The following is a 20,806-nucleotide window of genomic DNA, read 5'->3' as shown; positions in this document are numbered from 1 at the left end:
TGTCATCGATGATGTCGGTCATGGCCACCCCCCTTTTTTTGCCGCGTGTCGGTGATCGCTTGTGTGTTCGATCTGACAACAACGCTACAGGGTGGGTACGACAATTCGGACAGCGTGGAAAACGGAGAACTCAGTCGGCGAGACCCGGTACCCACTTCTCCATGATCGCCCGGTATGGGGCCTCGGCATCGAGCTGCGAGGCGATGCCCACACAGCCCGCGAGGACACGGAACACCATCACATACTGCTTGGGCACGTTGAGGTTTCGCGAGGTCTTGTACACTTCGCCGCGCACGTCGGTTGCCTTGCCCGCGGCGCGTTGGAGCCACTTGCGGGTGAAGTGGAACGACTCGGAGTACAGCGGATCGACGTACGGCTTCAGGTAAGCCTCGATGTCGTCTGGGCTGACCCGGTCGGCGCGGGACCGCAGGATGAAGCCTGCCTTGATCATCTCTTCTGTCAGTTCGTCGTACTTCTTGTCACGCGCGAGCCGCAGGATGGGGCCGGTTTCCGGAGGTAGTCCGTTGGGGTAGTGGCCGACGGCGCCGAAGTCGAGCACCCCGAAGCGGCCGTCGTCGGTGATGAAGAAGTTGCCCGGATGCGGGTCGCCGTGGAGCAGACCGACCCGGAACGGGGAGCTGACCTCGAACGTGGCCATACGTGCGGCGGCTTCGTTGCGGGTCGCCTGGTCGCCTGAGGTGATGATCTTCGACAGCGGCGTGCCGTCGAGCCACTCCGACACGACCACCTTGGGCGCGCTCGCGATGACCTTGGGGATGACGAAATCGGAGTCGCCGTCGAATGCTTTGGCAAACGCTCGCTGGTTGTCGGCCTCGCCGAGGTAGTCGAGCTCGGCCTCGGTGCGGTCGATGAGTTCGTCCATCATCGCTTTGACGTCCGTACCGGGCGAGAGCTTCTGCAGCAGCCCCGACATCCTCGACAACGTCTTGAGGTCGGCTTTCAATGCGTGGTCGGCGCCCGGGTACTGCACCTTGACGGCGACCTCCCGGCCGTCAGACCAGACGCCCTTGTGGACCTGACCGATGCTTGCCGACGCCGCGGGCTCGTCGGAGAACTCACGGAAGCGCTGGCGCCATTTCGTACCGAGTTGCTGGTCGAGAACCTTGTGGACCTTCTGCGCCGGTAGCGGGGGAGCCTCGGCCTGCAGTTTGGTGAGTGCTTCGCGGAAGGGTTCGCCGAACTCGTCGGGGATCGCGGCCTCCATGATCGACATGGCCTGCCCGACCTTCATCGCTCCGCCCTTGAGCTCGCCGAGCACCGAGAAAAGTTGGTCGGCGGCCTTTTCCAGGAGCTCCTGGTTGACCTCGTCCTTGTCTTTTCCGACCATCCGTTTGCCGAGGCCTGCGGCCGCTCGACCTGCCATACCGATAGGGAGCGTCGCGAGCCGTGCGTTGCGACGATGCTGCCCGCGTGTGATGTCGGTCATGGTGTCCTTTCCCCATCACAGGATAGAGGACCGACCTGAGGATCGGCCTCAGCCATCACGTCCGCGCCATCATCCGGCGGCGGCGTCGTATTGACACCTGCACAGCGGATGCGGAACCCATGTCTTCGTGACGATCCGCGTTGGCTCGGAATGGAGTTCGACGGTGCGCCCGAACAGCTCGGGTTGTCGCGCACTCTGGGGCGCGCAGATCGCCACGGACAGTTGCTCGATGTGTTCGTGGGCGAGGGCGGCGGTCGCCCGGACCGTTGCCGGTCGGCCGTGACCGGCGACCCTCACCAACTGTGCCGAGACGATCGGCCACTCGGGATCGCGGTCGGCGCGATGCAGATCGATGCACGACAGGCAGCTCGTGAGTCGCGGCAACACCAGCGGTCCGACGATCCCCACTCCGTCGCGCATCCGCACCTGCAGATGGGGCTTTCCCGCGTCCATGAGACCGGAGACGAGCATCGTGTCGTGTACCAGATAGTCGGTGAGCACCACCAGATCCGTCGGCCATCCCGACACCGGATGCTCGGGCGATGGTCGTCCGCTCGATCGGGTCACGGAGAACCCAGCGTCGGCCAGGGACGTCGCGAGCTGTGAACCCAATGGGCCTGAGCCGTGGACGCGGATGCGGCGCAGGCGCTCGTCGATACGACGTGGAGACGAGAGTCCGTGCAGCGCACGGCCAGCCGCGACCATGTGCTCGAGCAGGGTGGTCAGGTCGTCGGGAGTCAGGCCGGTCGTCGCGAGTTCGCTTGCGACGTCGGACATTCGCTGTGGGCGCTCGAGCGTCACGAGTAGATCCGCGAGTTGGCGTGCCGACACGTCGCGGTCGAGTTCGACCACGATGCCGCTGTCGGGGCCGCTACCGATCTGCAGCCGATTTCCCGGTCGGATGACGACGACTGTGCCCGGGATGACGACGGGCAAGTACTCATCCGATGTCAGCAGCTCACCTGCACGTCGCGCCATGGAAGCAACTCTGCCAGCAGAATCGTGGCGCGCGCCGATCCGCGGCGACGTTATCCACAGCCGACGCAGTGCGTCGGACTCTATGCACAGATGTCGACTTCAGGCGTCGCCGTCAGGCTTCCCGTCGTCCTTACTGTCATTGCCCTTGTCATCGCCGAGCGCGCCGCCGGACTCGGGCTTGTCGCCGGAGTCTTTCGCCGCCTCTTCGGCCTCTTCGGCGAGCGTGCGCTCGAGCTCGGCGATCGCCTCGTCGATGCCACCCACGTCGCCGCCGATGACGCGATCGATGAAGCCTGCGGGATTGTCGAGGTCGTCGGCATCGGGCATGAGGTCGGGATGCGCCCAGACGCCGTCGCGGTTGTTGATGTCGCTGGCCTCGGCGAGCTGACGCCACAGGGTCGACGCCTCGCGCACCTTGCGGGGACGCAGCTCGAGTCCGACGAGCGTCGCAAAGGTCTGCTCGGCGGGGCCGCCGGACGCGCGACGTCGACGCATGGTCTCGGTGAGCGCTGCGGTACTTGGGATTCGATCAGAAAGTGCTTGTGACACAACCTGTTCCACCCACCCCTCGACGAGGGCGAGTAGTGTCTCGAGCCTGCTGAGCGCGGCCTTCTGCTCGGGAGTCGTCGTGGGCTCGAACGACGCAGAGGAACTCATCAGCTCCTCGAGCTTCGACGGATCGGAGAACAACTGCGCCGGATCGATGTTCGCGGTGAGGTCGGTGATGCCACTGAAATCGACGGTGATGCCACGCGCGTACTCTTCGACCGTCGCGAACAGACGCTGACGCAGCCACGGCACATGCGTGAAGAGGCGCAGGTGCGCTGCCTCTCTCGCTGCGAGGAAGACGACGATCTCCTGTGCCGGCTGCTCGAGTCCCTCGGCGAACGCGGCGATCGCCTCGGGCAGCAGCACTGCCTCGCCCTCGGGTGCGAGCGGCAGACCGATATCGGTGGAGGTGAGAACCTCCTTGGCCAGTTGGCCGAGTCCCTGTCCGAGCTGGGTGCCGAAGGCCATGCCGCTCATCTGGGTCAGCATGCCCATCATGGGGCCAGCGAACTGCGCTGCCTCGGGAGGCAGATTCTGCTCCCAGGTACGCGAAAGCTGTTGGGCGACGGGATCGCAGAGGCGCTTCCATGTCGGCATGGTCTCCTCGAGCCACTGCACCGGAGTCCACGCGACAGACTTGCTGACACCACTGGGCAGTGTGGTCGCGTCGTCGAGCCAGACGTCGGCGAGACGAACCGCGTCGGTGACGGCGTTGGTCTCCCGCTCCAGGACAGGGGTGAAGTTGCCGATTTGTTGGCGGGCGAGGTTCGACGCGAGGTCGTAGTTGACCGGCCCCGATCCCTTTCCCTGACCACCGAAGCCGAAGGTGCCAGAACCCATCCCGCTGAGCATGCTGCCGAGCTGGCTGAACACCTGGCCGAGCGCCGCGGGGTCGAGCGACTCACCGCCGAGCGCGAAGCCGAAGGGGTTCTGTGCGGAATCGCCTCCACCAGAGGCGCCGCCGGACGCACCACTGCCCTTGTCGTCGCGGTTCTTGTCGCGGTTGTTGTCGTCACCGTCGCCGGACGGGGAGAAACCGAAGGGCAAATCACTCATGGGTTCCACGGTACCGTCCGAGTCGACCATGGGTGACCTGCACGACGTTCGCCTTGAGCGTAGTTCGCTCATGATCTTCGACGCTGCGCGACGTCGGCTCAATCGTGCCCGCTCGCGCCTGCGTGCAAGTGCCCCTCGCGGCGTCGATTATGGTGGGCGGAATGACAGGTCCCGCAACGATGGTGCGGCAGCATTCCCGCCGAATCGCCACCATCGCAGTGACGACGCTGCTCCTTCTCATCCTCATTGTCGTCGGCACAACCGTGCAGGTGCCCTTCGTGGCGCTCGGACCAGGACCGACCGTCAACACGCTGGGCAAGCTCGACGACAAGCCCGTCGTCGACATCACCGGTACCCCCGTCGATCCGACGACCGGAAACCTCAACCTCACGACCGTGTCGGTCAATGACGGCCTCACCCTGTTCGATTCGATCCGCCTGTGGGTCTCCGGCCGCTACACCGTGCAGCCCCGTGAGCAGATCTTCCCGCCCGACCAGACGACGCAGCAGGTTCAGGAACAGAACCAGCAGCAGATGTCCGGGTCGGAGAGCACCGCGACGGCCGCCGCGCTGCGCCACCTCAACCGTCCGACCAAGCTGATCGTCGACTCCGTCGCCGCAGACGGACCGTCGTCGAAGGTGTTGCGGCAGGGGGATCAGATCCTGTCGGTCGGTGGGGTAGCGGTGTCGACGTCGGAGGATGTGCAGTCGGCCGTACGCAAGCAAAAGCCGGGTGCGCAGATCCCGATCGAGATCGATCGCGCGGGCACCAAGCAAACCGTCACGGTCACTGCGGCCGCTCGCCCCGACGACAACGACGTCGCCTACATAGGACTCACGCCGGATGTGGTCAACGCCGACCCCAACCTGAAGATCACCTACAACGTCGGCGACATCGGCGGCCCGTCAGCCGGTCTGATGCTGACACTCGCGGTGATCGACCGTCTCTCAACCGGCGAGCTGACCGGCGGCAAGTTCATCGCGGGCACCGGAACGATCGCCGACGACGGTCAGGTCGGCCCCATCGGCGGGATCACGCACAAGACCCGCGCCGCCCGTGAAGCCGGAGCGACCGTCTTCCTCGTGCCGGAACGCAACTGCACCGAGGCCAAGTCCGACGCTCCCGACGGACTGCAACTGGTCAAGGTGAACTCGCTCGACTCCGCGCTCTCGGCGCTCGACGATGTGCGCGCCGGCAAGGACGCACCTCACTGCTGACGCGGCGTCGATCCCGCTGAGTGCTAGGCCTGTGGTCCGCGGTCGTCGAGCGTGGCGGCCAGAGCCGACTGCAGCGTCGACGCCAGTTCTGGATGCGTGAGCAGTTCCATCGGAGCATCGGGATCGTCGTCCGGAGTGGGCTGCAACCGCATCAACGACAGCGTCTTGCCCTCACGCAGGGCGCCGACCGCCAGGCGTGCCGTGCGCGCCGACGGGTGTCTGCGGGCCGCTGCGCGCGCTGCGGACTCGCTCGCGGCCGGATCGCCGAGCAGTGGTTCGAATGCGGAGTCCAGGTCACCTTCGGCATCCGGAGGCAACACGACGATCTCCAGGACCAGCGCGACCCCTTCCACCGGCGGACTCCACGTCGCTGTCGCCAAGAACTCCTCGAGCTGTGCGTAGGGCTCGTCGCCCGCGGCGACCTCGAGTGGGTCCTGCGCGACGGGACTCAGCGCGGAGTCGTCGTCCTCGTCGACGAGCCCCGGATTCTGCGCGGCGATCAGACTCGTCGGCACGAGGGCGAACAGTTGCGGCGGCTGGCCCCAGCCTCCGGATTCCACGTGATCGAGTACGTCGTGCAGTGCGCTGCCCAGATCGTCACGAGAAAACGTGCCGACGTCGTCGGGGCCTGTGTGCTCGTCGGTCATGGAACTCCATACTGCCCGCTACGTTGTGCAGATGTACCGCGGACACGTCCTCCGATGGGGTCGGCGCGGGGACAGTACAGTGAATGCCACGATCGCGCAGTCGAGGTGCGGCAGCCCCGGAGATGTCCGAAATGACCGAACCGGGTCCGCCCTGTAATGATCGTGGTGAAATCAACGATCGCACCGAGAACAACGATCGCACCGAGAACACCGATCGCACCGAGAACGATGGCACTGGGAGAGTGGGTTAGTGGGCGTACGCGGGCCGGCGGGCATGCCGACACTGTCGCGCAAGAGCAAGATCGCCATCGGGGTGGGTGTGGCCATCCTCGTGGTGCTGCTGGTGGGGCCACGGCTCGTCAGCGTCATCACCGACTGGCTGTGGATGTCCGACGTCGGATACACCGAGGTGTTCTCCACGATCGTGTGGACACGCATCGCGTTGTTCTTCATCGTCGGGATCGTCGCGGGTGGTCTGATCTTCGGCGCCGTTGCGTTGTCTTATCGGTCGCGCCCGGTCTTCGTGCCCGCGAGCGGCCCGAATGATCCACTGGCGCGGTACCGGGCCTCGATCATGGGCCACATTCGCTGGTACGCGATCATCCCGCCGATTCTCATCGGGCTGATCTTCGCGCTCGTCGCGCAGGGTTCGTGGGCCACGGTGCAGACCTTCCTGCACGGAACCGAGTTCGGGCAACGCGACCCGCAATTCGGCCTCGACGTCGGGTTCTACGCCTTCGACCTTCCGTTCTATCGGTTCGTGCTCAACATCCTGTTCGTTGTGGTGGTGATCTCCTTCTTCGCGAACCTGATCACCCACTACCTGTTCGGCGGCATTCGTCTCGGCAGCGGCGGCAACTCGATCACCAACGCCGCCCGAATTCAACTGGCCGTCCTCGCGGGAACCTTCTTGTTGCTCAAGGCGGTGTCGTACTGGCTCGATCGGTATTCGCTGTTGTCGAGTCAGCGCAAACAGGAGATCTTCACCGGCGCGAGCTACACCGATATCAACGCGGTGTTGCCGTCGAAACTGATCCTCATGGTCGTCGCGATCATCTGTGCCGTCGCATTCTTCGCGGGCGCGGTGATGCGGGATCTCCGCGTTCCTGCTCTCGCAACCGTGCTGATGTTGTTCACCGCGCTTGTCATGGGCGTCGGGTGGCCGCTGGCGATGGAGCAGTTCTCGGTCAAGCCGAACGCGGCGCAAAAAGAACTCGAATACATCCAGCGCAATATGGACGCGACGAAACAGGCGTACGGCCTCGTCGACGGCACCGACGTCGAGTATCAACGCAATTGGACCCAGCAACCGGCCGATCCTGTCGCGGTCAACAACGACAGCGCCACGCTGTCGAATATCCGCATCCTCGATCCGAACGTGATCGAGCCCGCGTTCACCCAGCGTCAGAAGCTCAAGAACTTCTACGGATTCCCGACTCAGCTCGCCGTCGACCGCTACAACGTCGACGGTCAGCAGCGCGATTTCATCGTCGCCGCACGCGAACTCGATCCCAGCAAGTTCGACGCCAACCAGCAGAACTGGATCAACAAGCACACCGTCTTCACACACGGCAACGGATTCATCGCCGCGCAGGCGAACACCGTCGACGAAGCGTCGTCGGATGCCGAGAGCGATCGCGGTGGCCTGCCGGTCTTCGCGGTGAGCGACCTGGAGAACTACCAGACCGAGAACTACAAGGCCAACGCTCCGATCAAGGTCAGCCAGCCGCGTATCTACTTCGGCGAGCTGATCGCCAAAGTCGATCCCGACTACGCGATCGTCGGATCGACCGGAGGCGACAAGGAGTACGACCTCGACGGCAAGAACTACACCTACAGTGCCGATTCGGGTGTCTCTCTTGGTAATTGGTTCAACCGGTTGCTGTATTCGGTCAAGTACACCGAGCGCAACATCCTGCTCTCGGGCGCAATCAACTCCAACTCGAAGATCATCTACAACCGCGACCCCCGAGACCGCGTCAAGAAGGTCGCACCGTGGCTGACCGTCGATTCCAAGACCTATCCGTCGGTGATGGCTGACGGGTCGATCAAGTGGATCGTCGACGGCTACACCACTCTTGCGACATACCCGTACGCGCAGAAGACGTCGCTGCAGGATGCGACGACCGATGCTCAGGAGCTCAACCGCGGCCAGACGGGCCGGACGCAGGTCAACAAGCAGGTGTCGTACGTGCGCAACTCGGTGAAGGCGACCGTCGACGCCTACACCGGCAAGGTGACCCTGTACGAGGTCGACCAGAACGACCCCGTGCTCAAGACCTGGATGAAGGTCTTCCCTGGAACGGTCAAGCCGCGCAGCGACTTCGACAAGCAGGCTGATCTCAAGCAGCACGTGCGCTATCCCGAGGACCTGTTCAAGATCCAGCGCGCGCTGTTGTCGCGCTATCACGTGTCGGACCCGGGAACGTTCTTCCGCAGCAACGATTTCTGGTCGATCCCGAACGACCCGACGAAGGACGACGCGACGCAGCAGGGTCTGAGTCAGCCGCCGTACTACTTCACCGCGGCATCGCCGCGCGGGCCGCAGGCGGAGTTCCAGTTGACGACGGTGATGAACGGCTTCAACAGTCGATTCCTCTCGGCGTACATGACGGCGTCGTCGGACCCCGACGACTACGGCAAGATCACCGTCAAGACACTGCCGACGACCAAGCAGACCGTCGGACCGCAGCAGGCGCAAGAGAACATGAAGAGCGCCGGACCCGTGGCATCCGACCGAAAACAGGTCGAGGACACCACCAAGGTCACCTACGGCAATCTGCTCACCCTTCCGGTGGGACAGAACGGCGTGCTCTACATGGAGCCGATGTACACGCAGTCGAAGACCGACGACTCCGCGATACCGAAGCTCTACCGTGTGCTGGTCTACTACAACGCCGCCAGCGACGAGGCCCGCGTCGGCTACGCCGCGACGGTGGCCGAGGCGCTCAAGCAGGTGGGTATTTCACCCGCCCAGGCGACGACACCCGAGAACGGTCCGGTCGACGTCGGCGACGATGGCCAACAGCCCATCGCGCAGCCGACACAACCGAGCCAGCAGGGGCCGTCGTCTCCGCAGCGTGACGCCGCGGTGAAGGAGATCGGTGCTGCACTCGGCCAGCTCAAGGATGCGCAGAGCAAGGGCGACTTCACCGCGTACGGGCAGGCGCTCGACCGGCTGAACAAGGCTGTGCAGAACTACGAGGCGCTGCCCTCCGGCAACTGACCTCGAGTAACGGCCGATTCTCGGCGTCGGACCACAGCGGTCCGACGCCGAGAGTCGTTGTGGGGTCTTGTCTCGCCGGTCTCATCGCGCATCCAAATGTGCTCTGGCGCACTGAAAGCCGTGGTTCAAGGGACCGTCACATCGATCGTTCACGATGCAAGCATCGTCGATGACGATGGCTAATGTGACAATCGCGAGTGCTCGATAAGCCGGGTGCTGATTGTTCGTTGGGGAGGTCGGGGAAGATGCCACCGCTGAGTCGGCTCGCTCGAATCCAGATCGCTGTGCTGATCATCGCCGGGCTTGTGGTGTCGGTCTTCGCGGGCATCCGCTACGTGCATCTCAATCGTGTTGTCGGCGTGGGGATCTACACGGTCGACGCTCATCTGCCGGAGTCCGGTGGGATCTTCACCAACGCCGAGGTCACCTATATGGGCGTGCCCGTGGGTCGTGTCGGCACACTGACGCTCAGGTCGGACGGGGTCACGGTGCCGCTGATCCTCGAGTCGTCCGGACCCGACATTCCGGCGAATTCGGTTGCCGTGGTGGCGAATCGGTCGGCCATCGGTGAGCAGTACGTCGATCTGCGACCGCAGTCGGGTTCTGGGCCATTCCTGCACGACGGATCGGTCATCACCAAGACTTCCGTCCCGCCACCGATCGAAGACGTCGTGTCGTCGGCGCTCGACTTCACCTCGTCGATCCCGATCGACGATCTGCACACTGTCATCACCCAGCTCGGCGCGGCGTTCAACGGGCAGGCAGATAACCTCACACGGCTCGTCGACTCGCTCGGGAAGCTTTCGCGCGCAGGGGTTGACTCACTGCCGCAGGCAATCTCGCTGATCAACTCGGCAGACTCCGTGCTCGCGACGCAAGCGGCGCAGTCGGATCAGATCCTGGCGTGGTCGCGCAGCCTTGATCTGATCACCGCGACACTCGCGTCGTCGGATCCCGATCTGCGCAGGCTGCTGACAACGGGAACGACCTCGGCCACGCAGATCTCCATACTCATCCAGCGCAACGGTGGCGATATCGGCAAGGTGGTCGGGCAGCTCTCCGAGGTGGCCCGCACCATCGCGCCCGCGGGCTACAACATCGGAAACACCTTCGCGATGCTCAGTCTGCTGTCGGCACAGGGGCATACGACGGCGCCGGGTGACGGTCAGATCCACTTCGGCGTGGTGCTGGAGACCAATAACCCGCCGGCGTGCACGCAGGGCTATGAGTCGACCGACGCGATGCTCGCGCGGGTTCGACGTGAGAAGCCGGCCTTCGACATCAACTACGACGAGTTCCCGTTCAACACAGAGGCGAAGTGCACCGTGCCCTTCGGTAACCCGACGGCTGTCCGTGGCGCACAACGAGTCTCAACCGCCAACCCCAACACTCCGCAGCCGTGGGACTCGACGCCGAAGAAGGACCCCGACAAGCTCAACCTCAATCCGCTCGCGCAGCAACTCGCGGGTCTGATGGGCGTGCGGACGTCGTGACGTCGGTCACCACGATGCTCGCCGATGCCACTTTTCGACGCATCGCCGCAGGTCATACCGGTCGGCGCAATGGATTTGCATCTGCGCCGAACGCACCTGTAACGTGGTGTTCACCAACGCGGGGTGGAGCAGCTCGGTAGCTCGCTGGGCTCATAACCCAGAGGTCGCAGGTTCAAATCCTGTCCCCGCTACTAGGAACCGGCCCCGCCGGGACGAGGACCATCGCCCCGGCGGGGCCGGATTCATTTGTGCCAGTGCGGTTCCCGCTCATCGCGAAACCATGTCACCGCGGGTAGGTGAATAATTCCCTCCGCGGCGATCTAACTTTTGGGCACAAACGTATCCGGACCGCGAAGTGGCGATGGCCGTGGGCGAGAGATTGGTTGACGGCGTCGTCGAGGACTCGATCCGTGTCACGCGCGTCGGAAGAGATTGCTGTCATCACACCTCCCGGCAGTGGATGCAGAAGTAGACACCCGATTACTAGACACCGGGGTGGCCGATGGTGGCAGTCTTGGGCTCACGTCGATTTCCACTTTGCGGCGCGAGCGGCACGGTTTGTCTTTAGGTGAATTCGACGATCCGGCGTTGATGAGCACCTTCAATCAGAGATTCGATATACTCATGTCGATTCGATAGCGATGTGTGCGCTGTGAGTTGTTGGGGCAACTTGGCGCAGAGTCCGTCCGGGGGGATGAACCGTGCGGTCGGCAGTGTGGCGTGTGCGAACACGGCACACTGCGCTGGTGTAGTGACGCTCATCACTGCTGATTGCGCCAGGAGGGATAGCTGCCGGGGTTGTCGGATTTCAGCGATTACGAGGGAGGGGACGCCGGAATGGCGACAAAGAAGATAGTCAAGTTCGTCGACGATCTCGACGGTTCTGAATTGGACGAAGCGGTGACCGTGGTTTTCGGCCTGAACGGAAAACAGTACGAGTTCGACACGTCACCTGCGCATGCGAAGGAATTCGCACAATCGCTTCAGAAGTATCTTGCAATTTCTCGCGTTGCGGATGGTTCGGGCAACAGGCACCCGTCCAAGCGGGCGCACCCCAGGACGCAGGCTATCCGCGCCTGGGCACGCGAGAACGGTTACGAGATCAGCAACCGCGGTCGCATCTCGTCGGAGATCGTGTCGGCATTCGAGGGCGCGGTCTGAATTTGCGGCTCGTGTCGCATCGTCGGGACTAACGTGGGGGTCATGGCGACCGATAAGCAAATCCACGAACACATCAACGACCTCATAGCCGAGGAGCACGAACTCCGCGCCAAGGTGGGCCGCGGCGACATCACGCCCGACGAGGAGAACTCGCGTCTGTCGCAGGTCGAGGTGTCTCTCGATCAGGCCTGGGATCTCTTGCGGCAGCGTCAGGCCAAACGGGACGCAGGCCAGGACCCTGACGCTGCGGCAACCAGGCCGGCCGATGTCGTCGAAAAGTACCTGGACTGAGCGACGAGAAGAGCGTTCGATGGCGAGCTACGACGACACGTTCGCGCGCAGCGTCGACGATAGGGAGAACTTTTGGCTGCAGGCAGCAGCCGACGTCGAATGGTCGGTTCCGCCGACCGTGGCACTCGACGATTCGACAGCGCCGATGTATCGCTGGTTCCCCGACGGTCGGCTCAACACCTGTTACAACGCGCTGGACCGGCACGTCGCCGCGGGGCATGGTGACCGTCTCGCCCTGATCTGGGACTCCGCGATGGTCGACGAGATCCGCGAGTACACCTACGCCGAGCTGCTGGTGGAGGTCTCGCGATTCGCCGACGTGCTGCGCCGCCGGGGTGTCTCTCGCGGCGACCGGGTCATCATCTACATGCCGATGATCCCCGAGGCAGCGATCGCCATGCTCGCCTGCGCGCGGCTCGGTGCAGTGCATGCGGTGGTGTTCGGCGGCTTTGCCGCCCCCGAACTCGCCACACGCATCGACGACGCCGAGCCGGTTGCGATCGTGACCGCATCGGGCGGCCTCGAGCCGGGACGCAGCGTCGAGTATCTGCCGATGGTGGCAAGCGCCCTTGACCTCTCCGACAGCGCTGTCTCGACGGTCATCGTGAAGGATCGCCCGCAGGTGGCGGGTTCTGCCGCCGACCATGGCTCGTCCAGCAATGAAGGCGACTCGTCGAGTAATGAAGGGCGCGACTGGCTCGATTGGGATGCCGAGATGGAGACGGCAGGTCTCACCGAAGCCGTCGACGTCGCGGCGACCGACCCGCTCTACATCCTGTATACGTCGGGTACTACGGGAAAGCCCAAAGGCGTTGTGCGCGACAACGGCGGGCACGCTGTCGCACTGACCTGGTCGATGGCGAACATCTACGACATCGATGCGGGCGACATCTGGTGGACGGCGTCGGACGTCGGGTGGGTTGTCGGCCACTCGTACATCGTCTACGCGCCGCTGCTCGTCGGCGCGACGACGGTGATGTACGAGGGCAAACCGGTTGGCACACCTGATGCGGGAGCCTTCTGGCGAGTCATCGCCGAGCACCGGGTCAAGGCGCTGTTCACCGCGCCGACCGCGATCCGGGCGATCCGCAAGACCGACCCGGACGCGAGACTTCTTGATCAGTACGACATCTCGTCACTCCGCTCGCTCTTCGTCGCGGGTGAGCGGCTCGACCCCGACACGCTCGCCTGGTCGTCGAACGTGCTCGGTGTGCCGGTGATCGACCATTGGTGGCAGACCGAGACCGGATGGGCGATCGCGGCCAATCTGCGTGGGCTGCAACCGATGCCGGTCAAGGCGGGATCGGCGACCGTTGCCGTCCCGGGCTTCGGAGTCGGTGTCGTCGACGCCGAGGGGAACGTCGTCGATGCGGGCGTCGAAGGCAATATCGTGATCGCACTGCCGTTGCCACCGGGCACATTGACCGGACTGTGGGGCGACGAAGAGCGTTATCGCAGTTCGTATCTCAACGCCTTCCCCGGCTACTACCTGACCGGCGACTCCGGATACATCGACCACGACGGCTACATCTTCATCCTCGGACGATCCGACGACGTGATCAACGTCGCCGGGCACCGACTGTCGACCGGAAGCATCGAGGCTGTCGTGGCGTCGCATCCCGCGGTCGCCGAATGCGCCGTGATCGGCATCCACGACGACCTCAAGGGTCAGCGTCCGAGTGGCTACGTCGTGCTCAAGTCGGGTGTCGAGATCGAACCCGACACGCTGCGTGACGAACTGATCGCGAAGGTCCGCGACGAGATCGGGCCGGTGGCGACGTTCCGCGACGTGACCGTGGTTGCCGCGCTACCGAAGACACGGTCGGGCAAGATTCTGCGAAAGACCATGCGGCAGATCGCCGATCATCAGGAGTACGCCGTGCCGTCGACCATCGAGGATCCGAACGTCCTGGCGCGACTCGCGCAACAGATCGGACAGTGACATCGCGGACTTCGCGCCCAGGGGCGACGGCTCGATAGATCCCGACGCGCCGGCCGACCGGCCTCTGCACCTGCAGTTCGGAGCGATCGCACTGGTCTTCCTCGGCGGGATCTGCGGAACTGGTCTGCGCTACGTGATCGAGGAGGCATTTCCCACGGTCGGCACGGGATGGCCGTGGGCGACGTTCGCGATCAATGTCAGCGGCGCGTTCGTGCTCGGCGCGTTGCTGGAGTTCTTGGCGCTCGCGGGCCCCGACGACGGCTGGCGTCGCACTGTGCGTGTCTTTGCGGGCACCGGTCTCTGCGGGGCCTTCACGACGTATTCCACGTTCGCGCTCGAGACCACCCAACTCGGCGATCACGGCGCGCCCGGGGTGGCGATCGCGTATGCGGTGGTCAGCGTCGTGCTCGGTGTGCTCGGCGCCTGGGCGGGCATCGTCGTGGCGGGCACCGCGGGTCGACGACGTGCGGTGCGACGAGGCGGTGTGTCGTGACGGTGCTGGCGATACTCCTCGCGGGTGCGCTCGGGGCCGTGGCGCGCTTCGTCGTCGATGGTGCGATCAAGCGGTGGCGGAACACGACGTTCCCGTGGGCGACGTTGATCATCAACGTGTCCGGCTCGTTGCTGTTGGGTGTGCTCGCGGGGCTGGTGATCTACCACGGGGCGCCGAGTGAGCTGCAGGCCATCGTGGGCACCGGATTCTGCGGCGGCTATACGACTTTCAGCACGGCAAGCGTCGAGACGGTGCGTCTGGCCGAGCGGCGCGCCGGTGGGCTCGCGCTGTGCAATGCGGTGGGCTCGGTGGCGGCGGCCACTGCGGCCTGCGCCGTCGGGCTCGCGCTCGCGTGGGCTGTGTGAGGGGTCGGGAAAGAATCGAGCCCTGCGGCACCGTGGCGCCGCAGGGCTCGTGACTCGTCGAGACTCAGTGTCTCACTTGAGTTCTGCGCTGCTCTTGTTCAACACGCGGCGCGCGATGATGAGCTGCTGGATCTGCTGGGTGCCCTCGAAGATGTCGAGGATCTTCGAGTCGCGGGCCCACTTCTCGAGTAGCAGCCGCTCCGAATACCCAAGCGTGCCAGTCAGTTCGACGGCCTTGTTGGTGACGTCGGTGACGGTGCGGCCGGCCTTGGCCTTGGCCATCGATGCCTGCAGCGAGTTGGGTTCCTTGTTGTCGGCCATCCACGTGGCGCGGATCGTCATCAGGTAGGCGGCCTCGTAGTCGGACTCCATCCGGATGAACTCGGCAGCGGCGGCATGCTGGTTCTCGGCAGGCTTGTCGTAATCAATCTCGATGCCCGCCTCCTCGAGGATGCGACGCAACTCCTCCAGGGCGGCGCGCGCTACACCGATGGCCATACCCGCGACGAGTGGGCGGGTGTTGTCGAAGGTCTGCATGACCCCGCCGAAACCCTTCTTGGTATCCACCTCGGGACTGCCGAGCAGATTCTCCTTGGGGATGCGGCAATTCTCGAAGCGGATCACCGCAGTGTCGGAGACGCGGATGCCCAGCTTGTGCTCGAGGCGCACCACCTCGACACCGGGATGCTCACGCGGCACGACGAAGCTCTTGATGGCCGCGCGCCCGAGGCTGCGGTCGACGCTTGCCCACACGACGATGTGGGTGGCGCGCGAACCGGAGGTCACGAAGATCTTCTCGCCGTTGATGACGTACTCGTCGCCGTCGAGTGTGGCGGTGGCGGTCACCGCGGCCGAATCGGAGCCGAAGCTGGGCTCGGTGATGGCCATGGCGGCCCACACCTTGCCGAAGCGCTTGAGCTGCTCGTCGGTCGCGACAGCGGCGATGGCCGAGTTGCCCAGTCCCTGGTACGGCATCGACAACGTCAAACCGACGTCGCCCCAGCATGTTTCGATGACGTTCATCACCGACTGCATGTTGCCGCCGTTGATATTCGCGCCCTCGCGCCCCGGCTTGGCCTTCTTCTCCTGGCTTCGTCCGCCGTCGGCACCGGCACCGGCCTGACCGGTCTCGGCGAGACCGTCGTACAGGCTTGCGAGAGTGTCGAGTTCGACCGGGTAGGAGTGCTCGGCGAGGTCGTACTTGCGCGAGATGGGGCGGAAGATCTCGGCCGCGGCCTGGTGGGCCTGGTCGATCGTGGTGTTCAGCTTCCGGGGGAGTTCCAGATTGATTGCCATGTCAGATGCTTTCTCGGTCGGTCTCGTCGTCGGAAGACAGTCGCCGTCAGAGGACGACGATGCCCTCGCCGATGCCGGCGCCGCGCAGATCGCGGTACCAACGCTCGACCGGGTGCTCCTTGGTGAAGCCGTGGCCACCGAGCAACTGCACGCCGTCGAGTCCGATCTGTAGTCCCTTGTCGATGGTCAGCTTGCGTGCGAGTGCCGATTCGCGGGCAAACGACAGACCCTGCTCGGCCCGCGATGCGCCGCGCAGCGTGACCAGGCGGATACCGTCGAGCTCGGTGGCGATGTTGGCAACCATGAAGGCGACGGCCTGACGGTTGGAGATCGGCTCGCCGAATGCCTCACGCTCGTTGACGTAGGGGATCACGTAGTCGAGGACGGCCCTGCCGGTTCCGGCGGCAAGCGCCGACCAACCGAGGCGCGACAGACGTACGACGTCGCGGTAGGCCGCGAGGGCTGCCTCGCCGGTCTCTTCGCCGAGGAGCGCGCTCTCGGGGACGGCAACGTCTTGCAGCAGTAGGCGACCCATGCCCGCGGCGCGCACACCCATGCCCGGATCTGCCTCGACGATCAGTCCCTCGGAATCGGATTCGACGATGAACAGCGCGGGCCGGCCGTCGAGCTGGGCTCCGACGATGAACAGTTCCGACGATCCCGCAGCGGGCACGAACGACTTCACGCCGTTGAGTCGGTAGCCGCTCGGCACCCGAGTTGCCTTGGTCTGCAACGAGAATGCGTCGAACAGAGCGCGCGGCTCCGCGATGACGACGGACGACTGCGGCACGTTCTCGCCTGCGAAGTCGGGCAGGTAGGTCTTCTGCTGACTGTCGCTACCGAAGTTGGTGAGGGTGGTGGCGACGCCGCTCGGTGCGAGGAGCGGAAGGGCTAGTCCCATGTCGCCGTAAGCCATTGCCTCGGCAACCAGGGCGTTGGTGACGACGCCACGCTCGGACGCCGCGCCGTCGAACTGCTCGGGCACGTTGATCATCGTGATGCCGAGTTCGGCGGAGCGCTTGACGATGTCTTCAGGTGCGCTCGCGGCGGCGTCGGCATCGTAGGCTGCGGGGCGCAGGATCTCCTCGGCGAATTCCTTCACCGTTTCGGCGATCATCTGCTGCTCGTCGTCGGGGTTGAGGTTGAAGTAGTCCTTCGGTGTGGTGCTCAGTCGTGCCGCGCCACCCGAGCCGCCCTGCACCTTCTTGAACGCGCGGTTGGCTGCGCCGAGGGTCTGGAAGCCGGTCTTGGTCGCCTGGTAGGCGATTCGGTTGATGGGCTCACGGATCTGGTACTTCTCCGCGAAGTCGGAGCCGGTGACCGTCGTGAGCACACGCATCGCGGTGCCGATGGCATTGCGCTTGTGCGGGTTCTTGCCGACCGCAGAGGTGTCGCGGGGTTCGGTGTGAGTCGTCATGACAACCATTTCTCTTCGCACGGGTGCTTGGACTGCGCGTGAGCAGTATCTTACTCGGTAGTAAGTACAAACCTTACTACTCGGTAAGGAGATTGTCACGCGCTCGTCGAACGTCGTGTTCTCATCGCCGGTTTAGGCTGGTCACGTGTCAACCGATCGCACCGACCTCCCGGGTCCATACACAGCGGCACCGTCGGGTGCGGGTGGCCGACGGGTCGGACCGGCGATGGTGGTCGCGGTCGGTGGGGCAGCGCTGCTCACCGCGATCGTGTGGCCGCTGGGATCGGTTGATCACGGCCGCGACCTCTGTGTCTTCCGCGCGCTCACGGGCCTGCCGTGTCCGGGGTGCGGACTGACGCGCAGTTGGGTGCACCTCATGCATGGCGACGTGGGCGGGGCGTTCACCTACAACGTATTCGGACCGTTGACGCTGGTGGCGACCGTGATCGCCGTCGCCGCCGGAGTCTGGTGTCTCGTCGCAGGTCCGGGAGCGTTGAAGCGGCTCCGGCTACGTCGAGCGCTGCCGGTGTTGGTGGTGGTGCTCGGGTTGTGGCTGGTCTACGGCGTCGCTCGCATCGTCGACGCTGCTGCGGGCTGGGGTGTGTTCCCAGCGGTTGTGTGATCCGGGGTTCGGCTGGACCAATGCGTAAACCCGTGCGGGAGAGCACAGTGGACGCATGGAGATCACCCACTTCGGCCATTCCTGCATGCTCGTCGAATTGGAGGGGACTCGTATCCTCTTCGACCCGGGCACCCTTGCGCACGGCTTCGAAGGGCTGACCGGACTCGACGCGATCCTGATCACCCATCAACATCCTGATCACTGCGACGTCGCGCGGCTGCCGAATCTGGTCGGTGAGAACCCTCAGGCGATCCGTATCGCCGACCCGCAGACCGCCGCACAACTCAACTCCGACGATGCGGCAGGGGAGTGGACTGCGGCACTCGCGGGCGGCCAGGTCGGTGTCGGCGCGGTGACCGCGCGATTCACCGGAGGGCGTCACGCCGTGATCCACCCCGAGATCCCCGTCGTCGACAACGTTGCGTATGTGCTCGGAACATCAACGGCTCCAGGGCGTTTCATGCATCCCGGTGATTCGTTCTACATTCCGTTCGAGCAGATCGACGTGCTCGCGCTGCCGTCGGCGGCGCCGTGGATGAAACTCAGCGAGTCGGTCGACTACCTGCGCGCGATGGCGCCGCGGGTTGCCGTCCCGATCCACCAGGCTGTGCTCTCCGACGCGGGTACCGGTGTTCACTACTCGCGGCTGACCGAGATGAAGGATCCCGGCACCGAATTCGTCGTGCTCGATGAGGAGTCGGGAACGCAGGTTTGACGAAGCTGTTTCAGCTCATGCAGGAGGTGCGAAGAACTCCAGCGCGATGTTGTCGGGGTCTCGGAACGAGATGCCGGACCCATAGTGCGCCCGCTTGATATCGCTGTGCGCGACCCCGAGTTCGTCCAAGCGTGCCAACCAGCCGTCGAGCTCCTCACCCCTGACGGCGAAGGCGACGTGGTCGAGTCCCGTCCGGTGTTCGTCGAAGCTTCCCGACGCCGCCGAGCCGGTGTGAGTGTGCAGTCCGAAGAGGGTTCCGCCATCGAGTGCGAACACCGCGTGGTGGAACTCGCCCGACTCCTCATCCTCGTCGAGCACTGGCGCGGCGTCGAACAGAGCCGAGTACCAACGAGTGCTGGCGTCGAGGTCGGTGACGGTGATGGCCACGTGGGTCAGTGCGGGGAAGCCGGGCATCGCGAATCTCCTGGAGCGTCGGGTCTGAAGACGTGGGGGTCTGCAGACAGCGGTGGGTCTCAGACGCACACGCTAGGAGCTGTCGCCGGTCGCCACGCCGGGATTGCGCAGGGACTATCCGAGCGGGCAGGTAGGTCGGGCGCGGCGCTGCGGTTACCCCTCGAGGGCGGTGAGCACCTCGTCGTGAAGGAGTCCGTTGGTGGCGACCGCGCTGCCGCCGCCGGGGCCGGGGGAGCCGTCGAGCGAGGTGAAGCGCCCGCCGGCTTCGCGCACCAGCACGTCGAGCGGGGCGAGATCCCACAGCGACACCTCGGGTTCTGCCGCGATGTCGACCGCGCCCTCGGCGACGAGGCAGTAGTTGAGGAAGTCGCCGTAACCGCGCACTCGCCAGACACGGTCGGTGAGGTCGATGAACTTGTCGCGGACGCCGCGGTCGGCCCAGCCGGACAGGCTCGAGAAGGTCAGGCTCGACGACGCGAGGTCGGCGACCTGCGAGACCGTCATCTGGCGCGCGTCGCCGTGGTCGAACGCGACAAACGCCCCGTGGCCGGCGGCGGCCCACCACCGGCGGCTCAACGCAGGCGCCGACACCACGCCGACCACCGGCACGCCGTCGACCAGCAAAGCGATCAGCGTGGCCCAGATCGGGAGGCCGCGCACGAAGTTCTTGGTGCCATCGATGGGGTCGACGACCCATTGCCGACCGGTCAGGATCGCGTCGCCGCCGAACTCTTCACCGAGGACCTCGTCGTCGGGGAACACGGCCGCGAGACGTTCGCGGATCATCTGCTCGCAGGCGAGGTCGGCGTCGGAGACCGGGGTGAGGTCGGGTTTGGCGTCTACCTCGAGGTCGAGCGCGCCGAAGCGCCCCATCGTCAGCGCATCGGCGGACTCTGCGAGAGAGAGCGCGAAATCGAGGTCGGCGGTGGCGTCGGAATCAGGCGTCGGAAGCACCCGGTCAGCGTAACGCTTGGCTGCGGCGCGAAAACTGTCGAGGACGGCGGCCGCGATGACGGTCGACGCTGCGTTCGCCGCCCGAAATGCCCGGTCGGGTCGGTAGGGTTGAGGTCATGTTGACCGTCATTCTCGTCATTTTGCTCGTCGTCGCCGTGATCGCGATGATCATGCGTTTTCGCGGACAGCGAATCGGCGGATTCGGTGGCAACACGGCGGGCTACGCGCAGGGGACCCTGACGGTCACCGGCGTGAGTGATCAGGGCGAGCCGGACAGCAAGGGGCAAGCGTTCTGCACCATCTCCGGAACGATCAACGGTCCGGGAACCAACCCGACCGAGGTGTACGGAACGATGATCCTCGCCGTGGGCGAGCCGTGGCCGCAGATCGGTTCCGAGCATGCCGTCGTCTACAAACCGGGCAAGACCGCCACGACGTGGAGTTTCGGCCAACTGCCTCCCATGCAGGCTCCCGACGCCCCGCCCTCGGTGCCGCCGTCGGCGTGAGGAGTGGGGGCACATCG

The 20,806-nt window shown here is 64.9% G+C and carries 19 protein-coding genes and 1 tRNA gene; 12 read left to right on the top strand and 8 right to left on the bottom strand.

Translation table 11 applies throughout. From position 1 onward, the window contains the following. Positions 1–130 precede the first annotated feature (130 nt). From A5766_RS09980 to A5766_RS09970, 3 genes are all read right to left on the bottom strand, one after another. Complete coding sequence (locus tag A5766_RS09980) at positions 131–1,447, bottom strand: ABC1 kinase family protein (protein WP_064865324.1); 1,317 nt, start codon at positions 1,445–1,447, stop codon at positions 131–133. Between the two features lie 69 nt (positions 1,448–1,516). Further along, positions 1,517–2,425: a hypothetical protein gene (locus A5766_RS09975; RefSeq protein ID WP_064904552.1), complete on the bottom strand. Its 909-nt coding sequence runs from the start codon at positions 2,423–2,425 to the stop codon at positions 1,517–1,519. Between the two features lie 99 nt (positions 2,426–2,524). Further along, positions 2,525–4,030, bottom strand: coding sequence for a zinc-dependent metalloprotease (locus A5766_RS09970; RefSeq protein ID WP_064904561.1), 1,506 nt, complete (start codon positions 4,028–4,030; stop codon positions 2,525–2,527). A gap of 179 nt (positions 4,031–4,209) precedes the next feature. Between A5766_RS09970 and A5766_RS09965 the strand changes: the two genes are divergently transcribed. After that, positions 4,210–5,247, top strand: coding sequence for a YlbL family protein (locus tag A5766_RS09965; protein ID WP_064865343.1), 1,038 nt, complete (start codon positions 4,210–4,212; stop codon positions 5,245–5,247). A gap of 23 nt (positions 5,248–5,270) precedes the next feature. On the opposite strand, the gene A5766_RS09960 is transcribed toward A5766_RS09965, so the two are convergent. Then, entirely contained in the window at positions 5,271–5,894 is a 624-nt protein-coding gene (locus A5766_RS09960; RefSeq protein WP_064865330.1) for a PPA1309 family protein, read from the bottom strand. A gap of 250 nt (positions 5,895–6,144) precedes the next feature. Here A5766_RS09960 and A5766_RS09955 point away from each other — a divergent pair, with 250 nt between their 5' ends. The 8 genes from A5766_RS09955 (at position 6,145) to crcB (A5766_RS09920) (ending at position 14,865) form a co-directional block, all read left to right on the top strand. Beyond that, on the top strand, positions 6,145–9,120 hold the full coding sequence (locus tag A5766_RS09955; protein WP_064904549.1) for a UPF0182 family protein: 2,976 nt from the start codon (positions 6,145–6,147) through the stop codon (positions 9,118–9,120). 245 nt (positions 9,121–9,365) lie between these two features. Further along, positions 9,366–10,613, top strand: a complete 1,248-nt coding sequence (locus A5766_RS09950) for an MCE family protein (RefSeq protein WP_064904547.1) — start codon at positions 9,366–9,368, stop codon at positions 10,611–10,613. Positions 10,614–10,730: 117 nt separating this feature from the next. Further along, positions 10,731–10,804 (top strand) — tRNA-Met (locus A5766_RS09945). A 646-nt stretch (positions 10,805–11,450) separates the two neighbouring features. After that, positions 11,451–11,774 carry a histone-like nucleoid-structuring protein Lsr2 gene (locus tag A5766_RS09940; RefSeq protein WP_064904543.1) on the top strand — a complete coding sequence of 108 codons (324 nt, stop codon included), beginning with the start codon at positions 11,451–11,453 and terminating at the stop codon, positions 11,772–11,774. A gap of 42 nt (positions 11,775–11,816) precedes the next feature. Beyond that, positions 11,817–12,065 carry a DUF2630 family protein gene (locus A5766_RS09935; protein WP_064862393.1) on the top strand — a complete coding sequence of 83 codons (249 nt, stop codon included), beginning with the start codon at positions 11,817–11,819 and terminating at the stop codon, positions 12,063–12,065. After that, positions 12,040–14,007: a propionyl-CoA synthetase gene (locus tag A5766_RS09930; RefSeq protein ID WP_082965490.1), complete on the top strand. Its 1,968-nt coding sequence runs from the start codon at positions 12,040–12,042 to the stop codon at positions 14,005–14,007. The genes A5766_RS09935 and A5766_RS09930 overlap by 26 nt, the downstream gene beginning before the upstream one ends. A 1-nt stretch (position 14,008) precedes the next feature. Beyond that, the gene (gene crcB, locus A5766_RS09925) at positions 14,009–14,500 is read left to right on the top strand and encodes a fluoride efflux transporter CrcB (RefSeq protein ID WP_064862397.1); all 492 of its coding nucleotides are present in this window, start codon (positions 14,009–14,011) and stop codon (positions 14,498–14,500) included. Beyond that, positions 14,497–14,865, top strand: a complete 369-nt coding sequence (crcB, locus tag A5766_RS09920; protein WP_064862391.1) for a fluoride efflux transporter CrcB — start codon at positions 14,497–14,499, stop codon at positions 14,863–14,865. The genes crcB (A5766_RS09925) and crcB (A5766_RS09920) overlap by 4 nt, the downstream gene beginning before the upstream one ends. Before the next feature lie 72 nt (positions 14,866–14,937). Here the strand turns inward: crcB (A5766_RS09920) and A5766_RS09915 are convergent, their stop codons facing one another. Continuing rightward, positions 14,938–16,161, bottom strand: coding sequence for an acyl-CoA dehydrogenase family protein (locus tag A5766_RS09915; protein ID WP_064904537.1), 1,224 nt, complete (start codon positions 16,159–16,161; stop codon positions 14,938–14,940). A gap of 46 nt (positions 16,162–16,207) precedes the next feature. After that, positions 16,208–17,578, bottom strand: a complete 1,371-nt coding sequence (locus A5766_RS09910) for an acyl-CoA dehydrogenase family protein (RefSeq protein ID WP_064904559.1) — start codon at positions 17,576–17,578, stop codon at positions 16,208–16,210. Positions 17,579–17,723: 145 nt separating this feature from the next. Here A5766_RS09910 and A5766_RS09905 point away from each other — a divergent pair, with 145 nt between their 5' ends. After that, complete coding sequence (locus A5766_RS09905; RefSeq protein WP_005203602.1) at positions 17,724–18,200, top strand: DUF2752 domain-containing protein; 477 nt, start codon at positions 17,724–17,726, stop codon at positions 18,198–18,200. 55 nt (positions 18,201–18,255) lie between these two features. Then, entirely contained in the window at positions 18,256–18,915 is a 660-nt protein-coding gene (locus A5766_RS09900) for an MBL fold metallo-hydrolase (RefSeq protein WP_005203599.1), read from the top strand. A 15-nt stretch (positions 18,916–18,930) separates the two neighbouring features. Here A5766_RS09900 and A5766_RS09895 read toward each other — a convergent pair whose 3' ends face one another. Both A5766_RS09895 and hisN read right to left on the bottom strand, forming a co-directional pair. Next, complete coding sequence (locus A5766_RS09895; RefSeq protein ID WP_064862388.1) at positions 18,931–19,329, bottom strand: VOC family protein; 399 nt, start codon at positions 19,327–19,329, stop codon at positions 18,931–18,933. Positions 19,330–19,482: 153 nt separating this feature from the next. Further along, positions 19,483–20,283, bottom strand: a complete 801-nt coding sequence (gene hisN, locus A5766_RS09890; RefSeq protein ID WP_064904534.1) for a histidinol-phosphatase — start codon at positions 20,281–20,283, stop codon at positions 19,483–19,485. Between the two features lie 116 nt (positions 20,284–20,399). Between hisN and A5766_RS09885 the strand changes: the two genes are divergently transcribed. Further along, the gene (locus A5766_RS09885; protein WP_005203593.1) at positions 20,400–20,789 is read left to right on the top strand and encodes a hypothetical protein; all 390 of its coding nucleotides are present in this window, start codon (positions 20,400–20,402) and stop codon (positions 20,787–20,789) included. The last annotated feature ends 17 nt before the right edge of the window (positions 20,790–20,806 follow it).

Origin of the sequence: Gordonia sp. 852002-51296_SCH5728562-b (assembly GCF_001665475.1) — a bacterium.
GTDB lineage: Bacteria > Actinomycetota > Actinomycetes > Mycobacteriales > Mycobacteriaceae > Gordonia > Gordonia sputi.
This window is presented reverse-complemented; position numbering and strand designations above follow the sequence as displayed.